Below are 14,831 nucleotides of genomic sequence, written 5' to 3'. Positions count from 1 at the left end.
GTCGCAATAGCCCGTCGTCGCCGTTGCAGGCGACGGCGAATAAGCCAATCATGGGCAGTAGACAGAAGACGTTCAAGGAATGGGATATGGCTGAAAAACACTTGCTTATCGTCGCGCATGCGCCTTCTCCCAATACGCAAAGATTGGTTGAGGCGGTTGTGCGCGGCGCGGAGCATGAAGATATCGAAACAGTGCAAACGACATGGGTTCCTCCGTTGCAGGCCTCGCCGGAGGATGTGCTGGCCTGCGACGCAATTATCCTGGGGACGACAGAAAATCTTGGGTACATGAGCGGGGCCCTGAAAGACTTCTTCGACCGCTGTTACTACCCCTGTCTGGAGAAAACCCAGGGACTGCCTTATGCGTTATACATCCGCGCTGGCCATGATGGGACGGGAACCCGGCGCGCAGTAGAGAGCATTGTCACCGGCCTGCGTTGGCGTGCGGTGAGAGAGCCTTTGATCTGTCGGGGGGCGTTTCAGGAATCGTTTGTCGGGCAGTGCGAAGAGTTTGGCATGTATGTGGCGGCGTCGCTGGACGCCGGCATCATATAATGACTCTTTTGCCGTGGCGGAGACGGGTGCCCGCCCGCGCCCTGCAAAACTTCCCGAACCCTAGGCCAGAACTGGGAAAAGGCCTTTCAGGCCATTGGCGATAAACTCAATGGCGATCGCCGCCAATATAAGACCCATGATGCGGGTGAAGATATTGATGCGGGTCTTGGTCAGATGGCTGGAGAACCAGGGAATCATTGAGAACACAAGCCATAAGGTCAGACAGAGTATCAAAATCGCCACGCCTACCAAGGCGTAGTGAGCTGCGTCAGTTCCCCTGTGCGCATATAGAATCACGGTACTGATGGCTCCGGGCCCGGCTAGCAGCGGCATCGCCAGGGGGACGATAGCGACGGAGTGATGATGGCCTTCTTCTTCCACGGTTTCTTCTTCCGTGTGTACGGTGGCGCTGACTTTGGCGTGCAGCATGGATATGGCCATCAATAGGATCAGGATGCCGCCGGCTACCCGGAATGAGTTGATCGTAATGCCGAAAAAGCTCAGCAGGTATTCGCCTAACAGCATGGAGATCAGCAGAATCAGGCCCACGGCGATGACCACGGACTTGCCGATTTTCTTACGTTCCGCTCCGCTGACGTTGGAGGTGAAGGCGACGAATATGGGAACCGCGTTAACCGGGTTCACGATGGCCATCAGGCCGATGAGAATCTTGGTGTATTCATGGAACTCAAGCATAGACGGCGCGCCTTTTACTCGTAAGTAAGGGGAGGGTAAAAATTCGGCGCAATCATAGCGGCGGGCCGCTTAATAATCGAGGTAATAAATATACCTACCGTCAGGCGCCGCCATGCTCGTCCGAGTTCCGGCTGCCTATCCGGGACGGCTGAGCGTCCCGGATATCGACAGCTTACTGCATGTAAACGTCAGTAATGGATTTGGCTTCACCGGAGTCGGTGATGGCCTTGAAGCCGGCCTGCAGCGCTTTCAGCACTTCGGGGCTGGTTTCTTTGTTAATCGCCATGTACATCGGGGTGGTTTTGAACACCAGGGCAGGGACCAGATTGGTCATGTCTTCCACTTCCGACGCCACGTAAGGGCCTGACAGTCCGTCAGTCACCCACAGATCGATCTGATCCAGCGCCAGGCGGCGTGGGTTCAGGCTGTCGTTGGCGATAGTGGACACATTGAAGCCGCGTTCGATGAGGTAGTTGCTCATGACGTCGCCTTTGTAACCGCCGATACGGTATTTTTTAGCTTGATCAAGGCTGGTCAGCTTCAGGTTGGAGCCCGGTTTGGCGAACAGCGTCCACTTGATTTCCGCCAGCGGCCCGATCCACTCGAAATAGGGGGTGCGGTCGTCGGTTTTGGAGACGCAGTAAATGGCGTGGTTGGGCTTGTTTTTGGAACGGTTCATGGACGTAGCCAGATCCCGCAGCTTCAGAGAATACTCCAGAGGCGTACGCTTCAGCAGCGCTTTAACCATCTCCGTACACAATCCCGCAATCTCTTCTTCTTTGTGGGCGAAAGGCTGCCCGCTCAGAGACATGTTATAGGGAGGGTAGTTCTCGGTAAAAATATGCAGCTTTTCCGCAGCCAAGCTTTTACCGCTGACAAGGGCCGCCAGTAGCATATAAGTCCAAAAAGCCAGTTTGGATCTCATATTCAAATATCACCTCTATTTACTTAAAAACGCTTCGTTGGCGCCCGGATGCATCCCGTGCGCCGGCCTTATTAACCAGGTTTGTGATTGTTCCGGCTGCGAGCGACTCCAAGCTGCTGCTACCGACAATAACCCACACGCAAACTCCGGAAATCAATTCCGGGAATTCGTCCGTAAAAAACCCTTTATAAACGGAAGATTCTGTCAGATGGATTACTACAATTTTTTTGGACGACTTGTCTGTGGCAAGTCTTTGGGCTCTGCGTCGGCATACGGCTGATTGCCTGTTTGGTCCGCGCGCCCGATTTGTTATATGAAAGGCGCAATTTTATAACACTTTGATGTAATGTTTGTGAGCTTATTGTAATGATAGTTCATGATTTGTTAAGCGCCACATCGGGCGCGGATTCTTGTCTGACGGGGGATTCCATGGCGAGAGCCGGACGACGGTGGGCTAACTGGCTTGCGGGCTGTATTCGGCCAGGGTTTTATGCTTCATTATTCTGTCTGACAGTTTTGCCTCGTAGATATACCGATAGGAATACGCAATGGACTGACGTGTTTTAGATAGGTGATAAACGGGAATAAATGTAATGATAGAAACAGGTCCAGGCGCGCCGCCAGACAGGACGGAGTTTCGCATTTAACTGACTGGCGGAAACAAACTGTTTATCACGACTTATCACAACGGGAGACGAAGGTGTTGCTGGAAACAATGCAGCCAAAGTTGATTCGCTTGATGCAGCGTGAGGAAAAAGAGTCCGTCATGCTGCCGTTCAGCGTCTATCGGTGTCTGCAGCCGCAGAACCTGCATGGCGTGCCGTTTATTGACCCCTGTCTCATCATCGTGCTGCGGGGCGCCAAGGTGCTGAGCCTGCAGCCGGAGTTGGCGTGTCGGTCGGGCGAATTTATTCTGGCTCCAGCGGGAATCGAGCTGCAATTCATGAATCTGCCGGAAGGGGAATATATCGCCGTAGTGATTGGCTTTTGCGCATCTGATCTGGAGGCGATCCCTGTTTCCGCGCCCCCGGACAGAGACGGCGCAGCCATCGCCAGAGTGGACCGGACGCTGGCGGAGTTTCTCAATCAGTGGATTAACTGGATAGACGTCAGTCCGCCGGAGTTGTGGGCGTTGCGGCGCAAGGAACTGGCGCATTTACTGTACGCCAGGGGCTACGGGTCTCTGTTGAAAAGCCGCTCCGGCGCGTCCTGGCGGCGTAAGGTGAGTGAGGTCCTGATGCAGGAACCGGCAAAAGATTGGAGCCTGTTGGAAATCAGCCGCCTGTTGGCGGTGAGCGAATCCACTTTACGCCGTCGCCTGCAATCGGAGAATGCGGGGTTTCGTGATCTGTTAGAGTCCGTGCGCTTGGGCATTGGGTTGCATCTGGCGCAAACCACGCTGTTGCCGATCGCGCATATTGCGGATCAATGCGGGTATCAGTCGCAATCCCGTTTTACCGAGCGTTTTAAGCAGCGTTTTGGCATGACGCCGAGTGAGCTGAGGCAAACCCGGCTGGAGGAATTAGGAGAGGGTATTTTGACGTGAGTGAGGCATATAAAGTTTATCTGGACGATGAGCGTCCAACGCCCCCAGGCTGGACCCGGGTCTATTGGCCGGATGAAGCCATCGCGCTGCTGGAGACCGGGGATGTGGTCGAGATCAGTCTGGATCACGACCTTGGAGACGATGAGCGGGGAACCGGTTATGACGTCGTGCTCTGGATTGAAGAGGCGGTAGCCATGCGGGGTTTCAATCCGCCGCTGATTCGGGTGCATTCCGCAAACTCTTCCGCCCGCAATAAGATGGAGTTGGGAGTGGAGAATATCCAGGCTCTGGCGAAGAGACCGAGAGTGAGTGTCGACTAAGCACTGGCGGGCGATAGCAGCAAATCATGCATGCGCGCTTTGGGGGCGGCTCCTTTTGCCCCCGGCCTTCCTGGCTGTTCAGATTATTCCTCCTGTCCTGAATGCGTCTGTTCCGATTTGAAGTTAAAGCCCCCGGCTTGCCTGTTATTGCAGCCTGAATTGTGACCCGGGTGGATTGATCAATTCTCCTTCGTCATCGAAACGGGGCAGGTAGTCCACGCCAATCCACGAGTGCAGCATCGCTCCCCACAGCGAGACGCCTTCCAGCGCTTTGCGCAGCAGGACCTTCGCGCGATGTGAGTCGGTGGGATCGCAGTCTTCCGGAAACGACGTCAGATATTCCAGACCCATGATGGAGTGGTGTTCGTCCGCTTCCACATGGATATCGAAGTAACAATGGCCGGCGTTCAGCTCGTACATTTTAGGCGCCACGACCTTGAAGAAATCATTGGAGCAGCGCTCGATGCCGCTATTAATGGCGACCAGCCATTTCTCCTGGTCCTGTTCGATCGCCAGTTGGTAGGCCATATTGACGCAGGCGTTGGTGTATAGACTGGTGATGACGTTATCCAGCTCGGAAGCGTTGCGGATAAGCCCATGCTGCAACATCCAGTCGCGCAGCAGCATATGATGATCCGCCTCGCCGAAAGCATGTTTGGCGTAAAACGGCATCATCGGGTTATTGCGTAAAGACGTCATTCCGAGCATCAGCCCGAGCACTTTGGGGAAGGTGGCGGAATGATAGTACAGTTGCTCCGCCACAGGTTTGAATTGTCTGGCGTCGTTAAGGTTTCGCACCCAGGTGAAGAAAGGCAGCCGGGTGATATGGTCGCTGGCGCGGTAGATGGGCTCCACCAGCCAGGCATGCCGTTTTCTCAGCGCATCCATTTTTCCTTGATCAACCACTTCATATACGGTCTGTTCAGTCATGATCCATCTCCTTTTGACTGTATTGAGAACATTGCGTCGCTCTGAAACCGAGGCTTCGGGCGCGTCAATGAAGCGTTAGAACCTCCGTGGAGGTAAGGCTACTGTCCGTAATATCCGGCGCCTGAACAATTTGAAAACCGTAACGAATTGCGACGCCCCTGGTGTGATGCGTTATTACTGTGAGAAAACAATGCGATTACAGCGCGAAATGAAACGATTTGTATAAGAGGCGAGTAAGCGTTGAGACGGTGTGACGGAAGGCATTCCCCTGACGCTAAAGGCGATTGCCAGGAATTTTAAGTGGAAAATGCTTGCGGGCCTGAAGCGCCTGACTGGCGAATTTCAATAAAACGCAACCAGTAATCACACAAGGGCGCAAAAACAAAACTGAACGCATCAGGCGAACTTTTGACGTTTTCAGGCGAACGCCGGAGGGCTCTTTTGGGTAGATTGAAAGCCTGTTATTTAACTCAGTCTGACTATAAGGAGACGGCCATGAAAACGACCACGGCGGCATTGTTGGGGCTGTTAGCAGCCAGCGTGTCTCATGCGGAGATGACTCTGTCCAGCCCGGATGTGGCGGACGGCGGCAAGCTATCGAAGCAGCAGGAATATAAAGGCTTTGGTTGCGACGGAGGAAATCAGTCGCCAGCGCTGGAGTGGCGAGGAGCGCCAGAGGGAACCAAGAGTTTTGCTATCACCGCCTATGATCCGGACGCGCCCACTGGCAGCGGCTGGTGGCACTGGCAAGTAATCAATGTTCCCGCCGGCGTCAATAAGCTGGAACGCAATGCAGGCGTGGAGAATTCAACCGCTCTTCCCAAGGGCGCACTGCAGGTTGAGACGGACTACGGTTCCGCTGCATTCGGCGGCGCCTGCCCTCCAGCGGGCGACAAGCCTCATCGTTATCAATTTAAGGTATATGCGCTGGGCGTGGAAAAAATTGATTTGCCCTCGGATAGCTCCAACGCGCTGGTTGGCTATTATATTCACGCCAATATGTTGGACAGAGCGGTGATTGAGGCGACCTATCAGCGTTAGAACGTTTCCTGCTATTAATCAGGCAGCCAAATAGCTTCCTTCTATTTGGCTGCAACGCCAGGGCCTGCGCATGTCAGGCCCTGTCTCCCGCGGCTAGCCGCCTCGCAGGCGCATCCATGCGCCTGACTATTAACATGTCAATATCATTGCCATGTTAATAAAACCTAACCTTTTGGAATAACCAGCCTTAGTAGAATAAAAGGAACAACGAGCGTAGACGAAGATGTGCTACGCTCGTTTTCTTATATGTCATCGGGAAGTCAGGGAGTGTAGATGACTGCTGTTGAGGACATTTGGTTTTGTTCGCCGCGAGACCCTATGGCGGTGATGCTGGTGGGAGAGTTGTCGCAGGCGCTGCGACATCTGACCGGCGACGACGGGCGATCGCATGCTACCGTAAACATGGGTATGTCATTGCTGAGGTTTATGGGAAATATCGGGATACGGATTTGTCTGTCTGTTTCTCCAAACGGCTGCAACCAAATTCCTGACAAAGGAAACCGAAGCGGCGTATTAGGTAACAGAAAATAACTCGAAAATTTTCCGCTTTGCCTCTATAAATTGTGATAGGCGTCACAAAACGCGGCGCCTTTGCAGAATGAATGACGTTATAAGGACAAGACGGTCAATTCCCCATAAAAAGGAATTCACACCGCTTAAACAGTAGTAAGTAAATAGTATCCCTTCCGAACCCAAGCGTGTCCTGCTGGATTCTGATCTGCCAAAGCAGAAGGACCTGCGGACAGCCTGATGAATACGCCTGAGAAAATTCGAGGTGGACGCCATGTTCAGACGGTCTATAGCAGTACGCCTTTCCAGCGTGGTGGCATTGTGCATTGCGGTGGTGCTAGGTGTGGCTTCCTTTTTCCTGATTCACTCGGTTGACAAAACCGTCACCCAACTCACCCGCTCAGACTTACAACACCTGGTTGGAGCCGCTCACATGGCGGCCAAAGCATACAGTGAAGAGTTGGATAACGAGGCTGTACGCCTTTCGGAAGTATTTGGTCTTACCTTCCCCGGCGAGTTTAGTATCAGCGCCGGGGAGAAAGTGGATGTTGCGGGGCAAAGCGTGTTTCAGATGTACTCCGGCGACACCCCGTTGGCCGGTAACTATACGGCCGTTGATAATTTCGCCAGCGCCACCGGCGGCAATGCGACTATCTTTGTGCGGCGGGACGATGATTTTGTGCGTCTGGTGACTTCCGTGAAGAAGGAGGACGGTTCTCGCGCCATCGGCACACTGCTGAGTCATTCATCCCCCGCCTATGAAAAGAACCTGCGCGGCGAGGCCTACACTGGCAAGGTAACGTTGTTCGGGCGCGATTTTATTACCAACTATACGCCGATTAAAAATAGCCGCGGCGAGGTCGTCGGCATCCGTTACATTGGCATAGAGTTCTCCAGTTCTCTGGCCAATCTGAAGCGGCAACTCGGTTCGCAGAAAATTGGAGAGGAAGGGCTACTCTTCGTCATCAACGCCGATAAAGGCGAAGCCCGTGGAACCTTCTTGCTGCACCCTTCACTGGAAGGCAAAAACGTCGTAGGGCAGGACGGGCTTGGGCAGGCGGTCTCCGCGATGCTACAGAATCATAACGGAGAGGTTACCTTCACAACCCAAGACGCCAGTGGCGCGCAACGCTCTTATCTGGCGTTTTTCCAGGAAGCGCCCGAGCTGCGCTGGGTTGTCGCCGCAGCGATGCCCATGAACGAAATTTCCGCCACCAGCGACTGGCTGCTGAACGTCATGATCCTGACCACTGTATTGATAGTCGCGATCTTGTCCTTCGTCATCTGGTTCGCCACCAAGCGCATGGTCGGCAAGCCGCTTGAAGAGGCTGTATTCTGGATGGAGGAAATGGCGCAAGGCGACTACTCCCGTGATATCGAAGTCAATCGAGAGGATGAGGCCGGCAGACTGCAAAAGGCGCTTAACATCATGCACCGGCATATGCGCGATATTGTTAAGGATATCGCCTCCACCGCAACGGATCTGGCTTCGGCTTCGTATCAGTTATCTGACGCCAGTAAGCAAGTGGCGGCGGGTTCAACGCAACAAAGTCAGGCGGCTTCGTCCATGGCGTCGACGATTGAAGAGCTGACGGTCAGCATTGACAGACTGTCGGAAAACGCCGACGAAGCGCAGCGCCTGTCATCGGAGTCATTCCATACGGCGGAAGACGGCGCGGTGGTGATCGAGCGGGCGGGAGAGGAGATGCAGCGTATCTCCACGACAGTGAAAGCGTCTTCTGAAACTATCGGCGCATTGGGAGAGTTATCCGAACAAATCTCTTCCATCATCATGGTGATAGAAACCATCGCTGGACAGACCAATCTATTGGCGTTGAATGCGGCTATTGAGGCCGCACGGGCTGGCGAGCAAGGGCGCGGCTTCGCCGTGGTGGCGGATGAAGTACGCAGTCTGGCGGCGCGCACCACCGAGTCGGCGCGGGAAATCACCTCGACTATCGCCAAGATTCAGGAAGGCTCGCTGGAGGCGGTGGAAACCATGAGCAGGGGCGTGGAGCAAGTAGAGCAGGGGGCTACCTTGGCGGGACAGGCCGGAAGCTCCATTCATGGCATTCGCAACAGCGCCAAACAGGTCATGGACGTATTCAGCGATATCTCTCTCATGCTGCGAGAACAGGCTCAGGCCAGTACCGATGTGGCGCGCAATGTGGAGCAGATCGCCACCATGACGGAAACCAACAATCGCGCGGTGCAGGATGTAGCTACCGCAGCCCGTGAGCTGGAAAATATGGCCGGCGGCCTGAAGACGCTGGTGGGACGTTTCCGTACTTAATGCGACGCCGCCAGCGGCCGTTACTCTGCGTTAAGGTGACAAAGGACTGTCGCCTGCAGTATAAAGCGGTTTTAGCCGAAGTTGATGGAGAGGACAATGCGTCCGCTACGAACCGCCTTGATTGGCCTGGGATTTTCCGGCCAGACCTTTCACCTTCCCTTTCTTAAAGCCCTGCCTGAATTTGAAGTCAGCGCCGTATTGACCCAGCGTGAGGAACTGGCGCAGTCATTGACGCCGGAAGCGGCGCATTGCCGCACAATGACGGAATTGCTGCAACAGGATATTGATCTGGTCGTCATCACGGCGCCTAACGTTGAGCATTATCCGCTGGCGCGACAAGCGCTGGAGGCTGGCGTGCATGCGCTGGTGGAAAAGCCGTTCACGCCTGAGTCCGAACAGGCCAGGGCGTTATGCGAACTGGCGGCGCAACGTAATCTTGTTCTCAGCGTGTATCACAATCGCCGCTGGGATGGAGACTTTTTAACCGTAAAGGCCTTGTTGGAGAGTGGTCGACTGGGCGATCTCTACCATTTTGAGAGCCATTTTGACCGTTTTCGTCCCCAAGTGCGGGATCGTTGGCGCGAAAAGCCCGGAGCGGGCAGCGGCTCGCTGTATGATCTGGGATCTCACCTGATTGATCAGGCGCTGTGTTTGTTCGGCCCGCCGAAAGCCGTGACGGCGCAAGTTCTGAAACAGCGCCCTGGCGCGGAAGCGGTGGATTACTTCCATGTAGTGCTGGATTACGCGCCGCTTCAGGTGATTCTGCACGGTAGCGCATTGACGGCCCAGCCCGGACCTCGCTTTCAAGTGCATGGCGACCGCGCCAGCTATATTAAGCACGGGTTGGACCCGCAGGAGGATGCGCTGCGCGATGGACAGACTCCAGACAGCGCTAACTGGGGGCTGGAGCCGGGGCATTGTCATGGTTTGGTGACGGACGCGGAAGGTTCTCAGGCGCAGGCGACTCAAGCCGGAGATTACAAGCTTTTCTACCGGCAACTGGCGATGGCGATTCGCGGTGAAGCGGATAATCCCGTACCGCCAGAGCAGGCGATGCAGGTTATCCGCATCATCGAACTGGCGCAGCAAAGCAGCGACGAAGGAAGGCGCATTGCATTCGCGGAATAAAATCAAGGATATTTCATGGAAGTAACGGGACTGGACCATATCAACATCACGGCGCCGCTGGCCCTTTTGGAGAACGTGCGCGACTTTTATCTGCATGTGCTGGCATTGCGACAAGGGCCGCGCCCCTCCGGGTTTCGGCGTCAAGGTTTCTGGTTGTATGCGGGCGAAGCGCCGATTCTGCATCTGACGGCCTCAGAAACCGCAGGCAGCGATAGTCCGACGACGGGGTATCTGGATCATGTGGCGCTGCGTTGTCGCGGTTTGCCGGAGACCTTGCGGCGGCTCGCGGAACATTGCCTGAGCCACTCGGTTGAGGTTGTTCCCGGACTGGGGCAAACACAGATCTTTTTGCGCGATCCATCCGGCTTGGGTGTTGAATTAAATTTTGTCGGTGAATTTCCGCAGGCTGCGGAAAGGTCAGTCTAAACCCGCCTTCAGAACCGAGCAGGCGATTAGAAAAGGGAGACGACAACGATGTTGCGGGACCGAATCGATATCCTTCGCGGAGACATCACCCGATTGCAGGTTGACGCTATTGTCAACGCGGCGAATAGCGCTCTGTGCGGTGGTGGTGGGGTGGATGGCGCCATTCATCGCGCAGCGGGGCCGGGGTTGTTGCAGGAATGCCGCACCTTGGGACGCTGCGAAACGGGATACGCCAAAGCCACCAAAGCATATAACCTGCCGGCGCAATGGGTATTTCATGCTGTCGGACCGGTCTGGCGCGGCGGCGACGCAAATGAAGACGCGCTGCTGGCGTCCTGTTATCAGGAGTGCTTTCGTCTGGCGCAGCAATATGCCGTCACCTCTATGGCGTTTCCCGCCATCAGTTGCGGTGTATATCGTTTTCCTCTCGCCAGGGCTTGCCAAATTGCAATGAGGGAGGTGGCGGCAGGGCTGCAGTACAATCCCCAGGTCGAGCAAGTGATTTTCGCTTGTTTTGACGGCCAGGTTGAAGACGCGACGCGAAAAGCGTATGCGGAGATCGTTGGCTCGGACGAGTCGTCCTGAGCTTCAATTTACTGGTTTAGTGGATGTAATCGGGTCGGGACTTCAAGCGCTTAAAAGCGTCGAGAGAAGAAAGGATGCGATATTCCTATTGGGAGAGAAGGAATATCGCTGCCGACGGTTCAGGGACGGGAGCCCGTTTTTGAGTCGGTCCTCGCCCTGATTTCGCTCCTTGCCTGGCCGCTGTGGGGCGGCCATACGCGTCATCCGTGATGGCGGTTATCCGCCGACGACTTTATCCTTCCGCTTCTCAAGACTCTTCGACCACTTCACCGCGGATGTACTTCACTGTGCCGGTGTACTGACCGTCGATCACTTTCTTGTCGTCCGTAGACTTAACCACCGGAATCCGCTTGCCCTGCTCAAAGCGGTAGTCTCCGCTGTAGTGAGCGTTAGGGGTGGGGACGTCCTGAACGCTTTCAGCGCGGCGATCCGCCAGGGATTCAGCGCTTGCTGCGCCAGCCATTGCGGAAAGAGATAAAGCAGCTACTACTGAAAAAAGTTTTGAAGTTTTCATTTGAGATTCTCCTCTAGGTTTTGACTTCAATCGTTGTGTGATGGCTACTTTATAGATACCATTGACCGGAATAAACTCGCCTTTCTGAAATTAATTGTTTCTAAAAACGAAACAATACTAAGGGGGAAATCCGGATGGATAGAATTCAGGCAATGCGTGCGTTCGTCGCCACCGTTGATCATGGCAGCTTCGCGAAAGCGGCGGACATTCTTGATTTGTCCCGGCCCGTGCTGACGCGATTGGTGTCGGGACTGGAAGATAGTCTGGGCGCGAAACTGCTGCATCGTACGACGCGCCGGTTAAGCCTTACTGAGTCCGGAGAGCGCTTTCTGGAAGCCTGTCGAAATGTATTCTCTCTCTTGGATGAAGCGGAATCCGATCTTTCCCAACAAACCCAATGCCCCAAAGGCGTTTTGCGTCTAAGCGCGCCGATGGCGTTTTCTTTATTGCATCTGGAGCCGGTCATCGCGGAGTTCATGTCTACTTATCCCAGCATTGAAGTGGATATGGAGCTGGCGGATCGCCGCGTGGATCTGGTGGAAGAGGCGTTCGACCTTTCCATCCGCATCGCCCACGAGCTTGAACCGGGCCTGATTGCGCGCCGCATCGGCGGCACCGCGCTGGTCACTTGCGCCTCTCCGGAATATCTGAAGCTCAACGGCCTGCCGGAGAGTCCCGATGACCTCAGAACCCATGAATGCATGGGTTTCTCTTTGGCCCGGCGCAACTCATGGAGTTTTTTGGAAAATGATAAGGTGCGCTACGTGGATGTGCGGGGACGGTTCAAATCCAACAACGGCATCTTTCTCGCCAAGTTGGCGGAAAGTGGGAAAGGCATTGTGCAATTGCCTTGTTTTATCGTGAATGAAGCCCTGCGTGAGAAGCGTCTGGTAACGGTTTTAAAGGATTACCAACCGCCGAATCTGGATATCTATTGCGTGTACCAAAGTCGCGAGTACCTGCCGCAAAAAGTGAGGTTGTTTATTGATTTTATGAGTGAATACTTTTCTTGTAACTGTCAGAAAATAGTAACTTTAAAAAGCGCCTGATTATATGGAACTCACCTTTCTTGGCACGTCTTCCGGCGTTCCTACTAAAACGCGTAATGTGTCCGCTGTCTGCATCAAAATGGCTGAAACCAAAGATTGGTGGCTGCTGGATTGCGGCGAGGGGACGCAGCATCGTTTGTTGCATTGCAAACACACGTTGAAGCAGTTGCGCGGCGTCTGCATTACCCACGTGCACGGCGATCATTGCTATGGATTGCCGGGTCTGTTGGCCAGCGCCAGCATGAGTGGACGCACTGACCCCCTCACTGTGATCGGCCCGCAGCCACTGGAGGCGTTTTTGAATGCGGTGATCGAAACCACGCAACTCCGCCTCACTTATGAGCTGCGTTTTGTTGAGGTGACGACACTGCTGCAGGAGGATTTCATCGATGCAGACTTCCTCTTGCGCGCCCATGCGCTGTCTCACCGGGTTCCTTCCTATGCTTTTTCATTTACTGAAAGGCATGTGGAGGTGAAGCTGGATGTGGCGAGGCTGCAAGCGGACGGCGTACCTCCAGGCCCTATTTGGGGGCGCCTGCAAAAAGGCGAGAGCGTAACTCTGGATAATGGCGCTGAGATTCATGGCGCGGACTATCTGTTGAGTGCGCGAGCGCCAAGACGCATGGTTATCGGCGGCGACAATGATCAGCCGGATTTGTTGAGGGACGCGTGCATTGGCGCCCAGGCGTTGGTGCACGAATCGACTTATACCCATGACGTGGCGGAAAAAGTCGGGCAGGGCCCGCAGCACAGTTGCGCACTGGCTGTGGCGCAATTCGCTGAGTCCGTGGCGTTGCCAAGTCTGGTGCTTACCCACTTCAGTCCCCGCTATCTGGATAAGACGAATAACAAAAACGCCTCCATTCTCGATATTGAGCGGGAAGCGGCGTCAGTCTATTCGGGGAATCTGTTTTTGGCGCGGGATTTTGAAGTTTATCAATTGGACAAGAACGGGCGCTTACACCGAAGCGGAGAAGTTGTCGTTGATATCTGACAGCCCTGACGGATGTCGCACTCTGTTAAAACGGTCCGCCGCATCGGCGGCTGGACCCAAGCCCAGGCTTGCAGGCGAAACCTGCAGGCCTGGGTAATAAAAGCCATCTCTCAGCTGAGGTTAAGGTAACTTATTCAGTTACCGGTTCTTCCAGGATTTGCTCTTCGCTTTCAGAGCCTGAAGCGGTGGCTTCGCCAGTGTAGATGGAATATTCCTGTGGGCTGACAACGCCGTCTTTGTCGATATCGACAGACGCCCAGTTGTTGGTCAGCTCAGTGTTGCTGCTGGCTTCAGATTCATCAAGCACGCCATCCTGGTTAGCATCCAGAGCTGAGAATTGTTGCTCGGACGGCATTTTTTCAGAAGCTCCCATATCGCCTTCTGCGTAGGCGGCGGAAACGACCAAAAATGATGACAGTGCAAGTGCGCTCAGTTTGTTCATGTTAATCACCTCTCTGTGATCCTGTGAAATCTTTAAATAGTCCGCAGTGAACTTTGTCCCTATCCAATGCTGGCCTTCGTACTCCTGTAGTAATCCCTGCCGGTGCGGTTCCTCATGCGCTTTGGTGCGCTCACAGTAGAGGTGACAAATTCGGCGCCAGGAAATAGAAATGCTTATATATCAATTGGTTGCTATTGTCTGGAGAAGGGAGTGGGCGGGAACGCTGCGCTGAAACGTCCCCTTTTTGCGACGCCTGATTGATGGCGAAAATAAGAAGTCTTATAAATCAAAAGCTTAAGCGTCAGTAATTTGCGACAGTACGTTTTGGGCGTCGTTAGCGGACGCCCTGGGAAATGATGTTTGTCGACTATTCCCAACTATATAGCCAGCCCGAGGCCGTCAGTTTTTCACCATCGAAGGCGAATACCAACTGGTCGTGAGCGCCGCGCCAGTCGTACACCCATAGTGAACCTTGCGGCTTGCCCTTCCACTCTGTCATGCGCAGGACGGTGTCGAAATGTTCGTCTCCTGGTTTGAGGGTGCGGTCTGGCGCTCCCATCAGTTCTTGGGTGTGTGTGGCGTTAAGACGTTCCGACGCGACTTTGGCGCCGAGAACCTGCATGACCTGATGCTTTTTGCCCTGCCACTTATCTACATCCTCATTCCATTGACCACCGTTGAAGTGGCCTTTGATTTCGCGCAGTTCCCGATAAACGCCAGGGGCCTGGGCCTCTAGTCCAGGTAAGGGTTTACCTGTATTGGCGGGAGAGGCCTGTGCGCAGCCTGAGAGAATGGCCGTTGCGGCGAACGGCGCTAAAAAATGCCCTAATTTGCGGCAAAATGGTGTGATGTGTCGCATAAAGCGCCCCTTTTTGGCG

At 54.4% G+C, this 14,831-nt stretch carries 17 protein-coding genes; 11 read left to right on the top strand and 6 right to left on the bottom strand.

The window, feature by feature from the left end:
• The first annotated feature begins 86 nt into the window (after positions 1-86).
• Positions 87-554 (top strand): flavodoxin family protein, encoded by a 468-nt coding sequence (locus HCH_RS21910; RefSeq protein ID WP_011398641.1) that lies wholly within the window; start codon positions 87-89, stop codon positions 552-554.
• Positions 555-614: 60 nt separating this feature from the next.
• Here the strand turns inward: HCH_RS21910 and HCH_RS21905 are convergent, their stop codons facing one another.
• Together HCH_RS21905 and HCH_RS21900 are read right to left on the bottom strand one after the other, a co-directional pair.
• A complete protein-coding gene (locus HCH_RS21905; RefSeq protein WP_011398640.1) occupies positions 615-1,250 on the bottom strand; it encodes a YchE family NAAT transporter in 636 nt (211 codons plus the stop codon).
• A gap of 172 nt (positions 1,251-1,422) precedes the next feature.
• The gene (locus HCH_RS21900; RefSeq protein WP_011398639.1) at positions 1,423-2,175 is read right to left on the bottom strand and encodes a substrate-binding periplasmic protein; all 753 of its coding nucleotides are present in this window, start codon (positions 2,173-2,175) and stop codon (positions 1,423-1,425) included.
• A 700-nt stretch (positions 2,176-2,875) separates the two neighbouring features.
• Here HCH_RS21900 and HCH_RS21895 point away from each other — a divergent pair.
• Both HCH_RS21895 and HCH_RS21890 read left to right on the top strand, forming a co-directional pair.
• Positions 2,876-3,721, top strand: a complete 846-nt coding sequence (locus tag HCH_RS21895) for a helix-turn-helix transcriptional regulator (RefSeq protein ID WP_049781054.1) — start codon at positions 2,876-2,878, stop codon at positions 3,719-3,721.
• Complete coding sequence (locus tag HCH_RS21890) at positions 3,718-4,041, top strand: cyclic-phosphate processing receiver domain-containing protein (RefSeq protein WP_011398636.1); 324 nt, start codon at positions 3,718-3,720, stop codon at positions 4,039-4,041. Before HCH_RS21895 ends, HCH_RS21890 begins: the two co-directional genes overlap by 4 nt.
• A 144-nt stretch (positions 4,042-4,185) precedes the next feature.
• Here the strand turns inward: HCH_RS21890 and HCH_RS21885 are convergent, their stop codons facing one another.
• Entirely contained in the window at positions 4,186-4,971 is a 786-nt protein-coding gene (locus HCH_RS21885) for an iron-containing redox enzyme family protein (RefSeq protein WP_011398635.1), read from the bottom strand.
• A 495-nt stretch (positions 4,972-5,466) separates the two neighbouring features.
• Between HCH_RS21885 and HCH_RS21880 the strand changes: the two genes are divergently transcribed.
• The 6 genes from HCH_RS21880 to HCH_RS21860 all read left to right on the top strand — a co-directional run bounded on the left by HCH_RS21880 (position 5,467) and on the right by HCH_RS21860 (position 10,954).
• Positions 5,467-6,012 carry a YbhB/YbcL family Raf kinase inhibitor-like protein gene (locus HCH_RS21880; RefSeq protein WP_011398633.1) on the top strand — a complete coding sequence of 182 codons (546 nt, stop codon included), beginning with the start codon at positions 5,467-5,469 and terminating at the stop codon, positions 6,010-6,012.
• A gap of 273 nt (positions 6,013-6,285) precedes the next feature.
• Positions 6,286-6,543, top strand: coding sequence for a hypothetical protein (locus HCH_RS33945; RefSeq protein WP_011398632.1), 258 nt, complete (start codon positions 6,286-6,288; stop codon positions 6,541-6,543).
• A gap of 253 nt (positions 6,544-6,796) precedes the next feature.
• Positions 6,797-8,815, top strand: coding sequence for a methyl-accepting chemotaxis protein (locus HCH_RS21875; protein WP_011398631.1), 2,019 nt, complete (start codon positions 6,797-6,799; stop codon positions 8,813-8,815).
• A 96-nt stretch (positions 8,816-8,911) separates the two neighbouring features.
• Entirely contained in the window at positions 8,912-9,943 is a 1,032-nt protein-coding gene (locus HCH_RS21870) for an oxidoreductase (protein ID WP_011398630.1), read from the top strand.
• Between the two features lie 15 nt (positions 9,944-9,958).
• Complete coding sequence (locus tag HCH_RS21865) at positions 9,959-10,369, top strand: lactoylglutathione lyase (RefSeq protein ID WP_011398629.1); 411 nt, start codon at positions 9,959-9,961, stop codon at positions 10,367-10,369.
• A gap of 48 nt (positions 10,370-10,417) precedes the next feature.
• Positions 10,418-10,954, top strand: a complete 537-nt coding sequence (locus tag HCH_RS21860) for an O-acetyl-ADP-ribose deacetylase (RefSeq protein WP_011398628.1) — start codon at positions 10,418-10,420, stop codon at positions 10,952-10,954.
• A 247-nt stretch (positions 10,955-11,201) separates the two neighbouring features.
• Here the strand turns inward: HCH_RS21860 and HCH_RS21855 are convergent, their stop codons facing one another.
• Positions 11,202-11,468 (bottom strand): hypothetical protein, encoded by a 267-nt coding sequence (locus HCH_RS21855; RefSeq protein WP_011398627.1) that lies wholly within the window; start codon positions 11,466-11,468, stop codon positions 11,202-11,204.
• Between the two features lie 134 nt (positions 11,469-11,602).
• Here HCH_RS21855 and HCH_RS21850 point away from each other — a divergent pair, with 134 nt between their 5' ends.
• Complete coding sequence (locus HCH_RS21850) at positions 11,603-12,517, top strand: LysR family transcriptional regulator (protein ID WP_011398626.1); 915 nt, start codon at positions 11,603-11,605, stop codon at positions 12,515-12,517.
• A gap of 4 nt (positions 12,518-12,521) precedes the next feature.
• A complete protein-coding gene (locus tag HCH_RS21845) occupies positions 12,522-13,511 on the top strand; it encodes a ribonuclease Z (RefSeq protein ID WP_011398625.1) in 990 nt (329 codons plus the stop codon).
• A 130-nt stretch (positions 13,512-13,641) separates the two neighbouring features.
• Here HCH_RS21845 and HCH_RS21840 read toward each other — a convergent pair whose 3' ends face one another.
• Complete coding sequence (locus tag HCH_RS21840; RefSeq protein WP_011398623.1) at positions 13,642-13,953, bottom strand: hypothetical protein; 312 nt, start codon at positions 13,951-13,953, stop codon at positions 13,642-13,644.
• A gap of 367 nt (positions 13,954-14,320) precedes the next feature.
• Positions 14,321-14,812 (bottom strand): hypothetical protein, encoded by a 492-nt coding sequence (locus HCH_RS21835; protein WP_011398622.1) that lies wholly within the window; start codon positions 14,810-14,812, stop codon positions 14,321-14,323.
• Positions 14,813-14,831 lie beyond the last annotated feature (19 nt).

Origin of the sequence: Hahella chejuensis KCTC 2396 (assembly GCF_000012985.1) — a bacterium.
Lineage (GTDB): Bacteria > Pseudomonadota > Gammaproteobacteria > Pseudomonadales > Oleiphilaceae > Hahella > Hahella chejuensis.
Note: the sequence above shows the minus strand (reverse complement) of the source record. Positions and strands in the feature narration are given on the sequence as shown.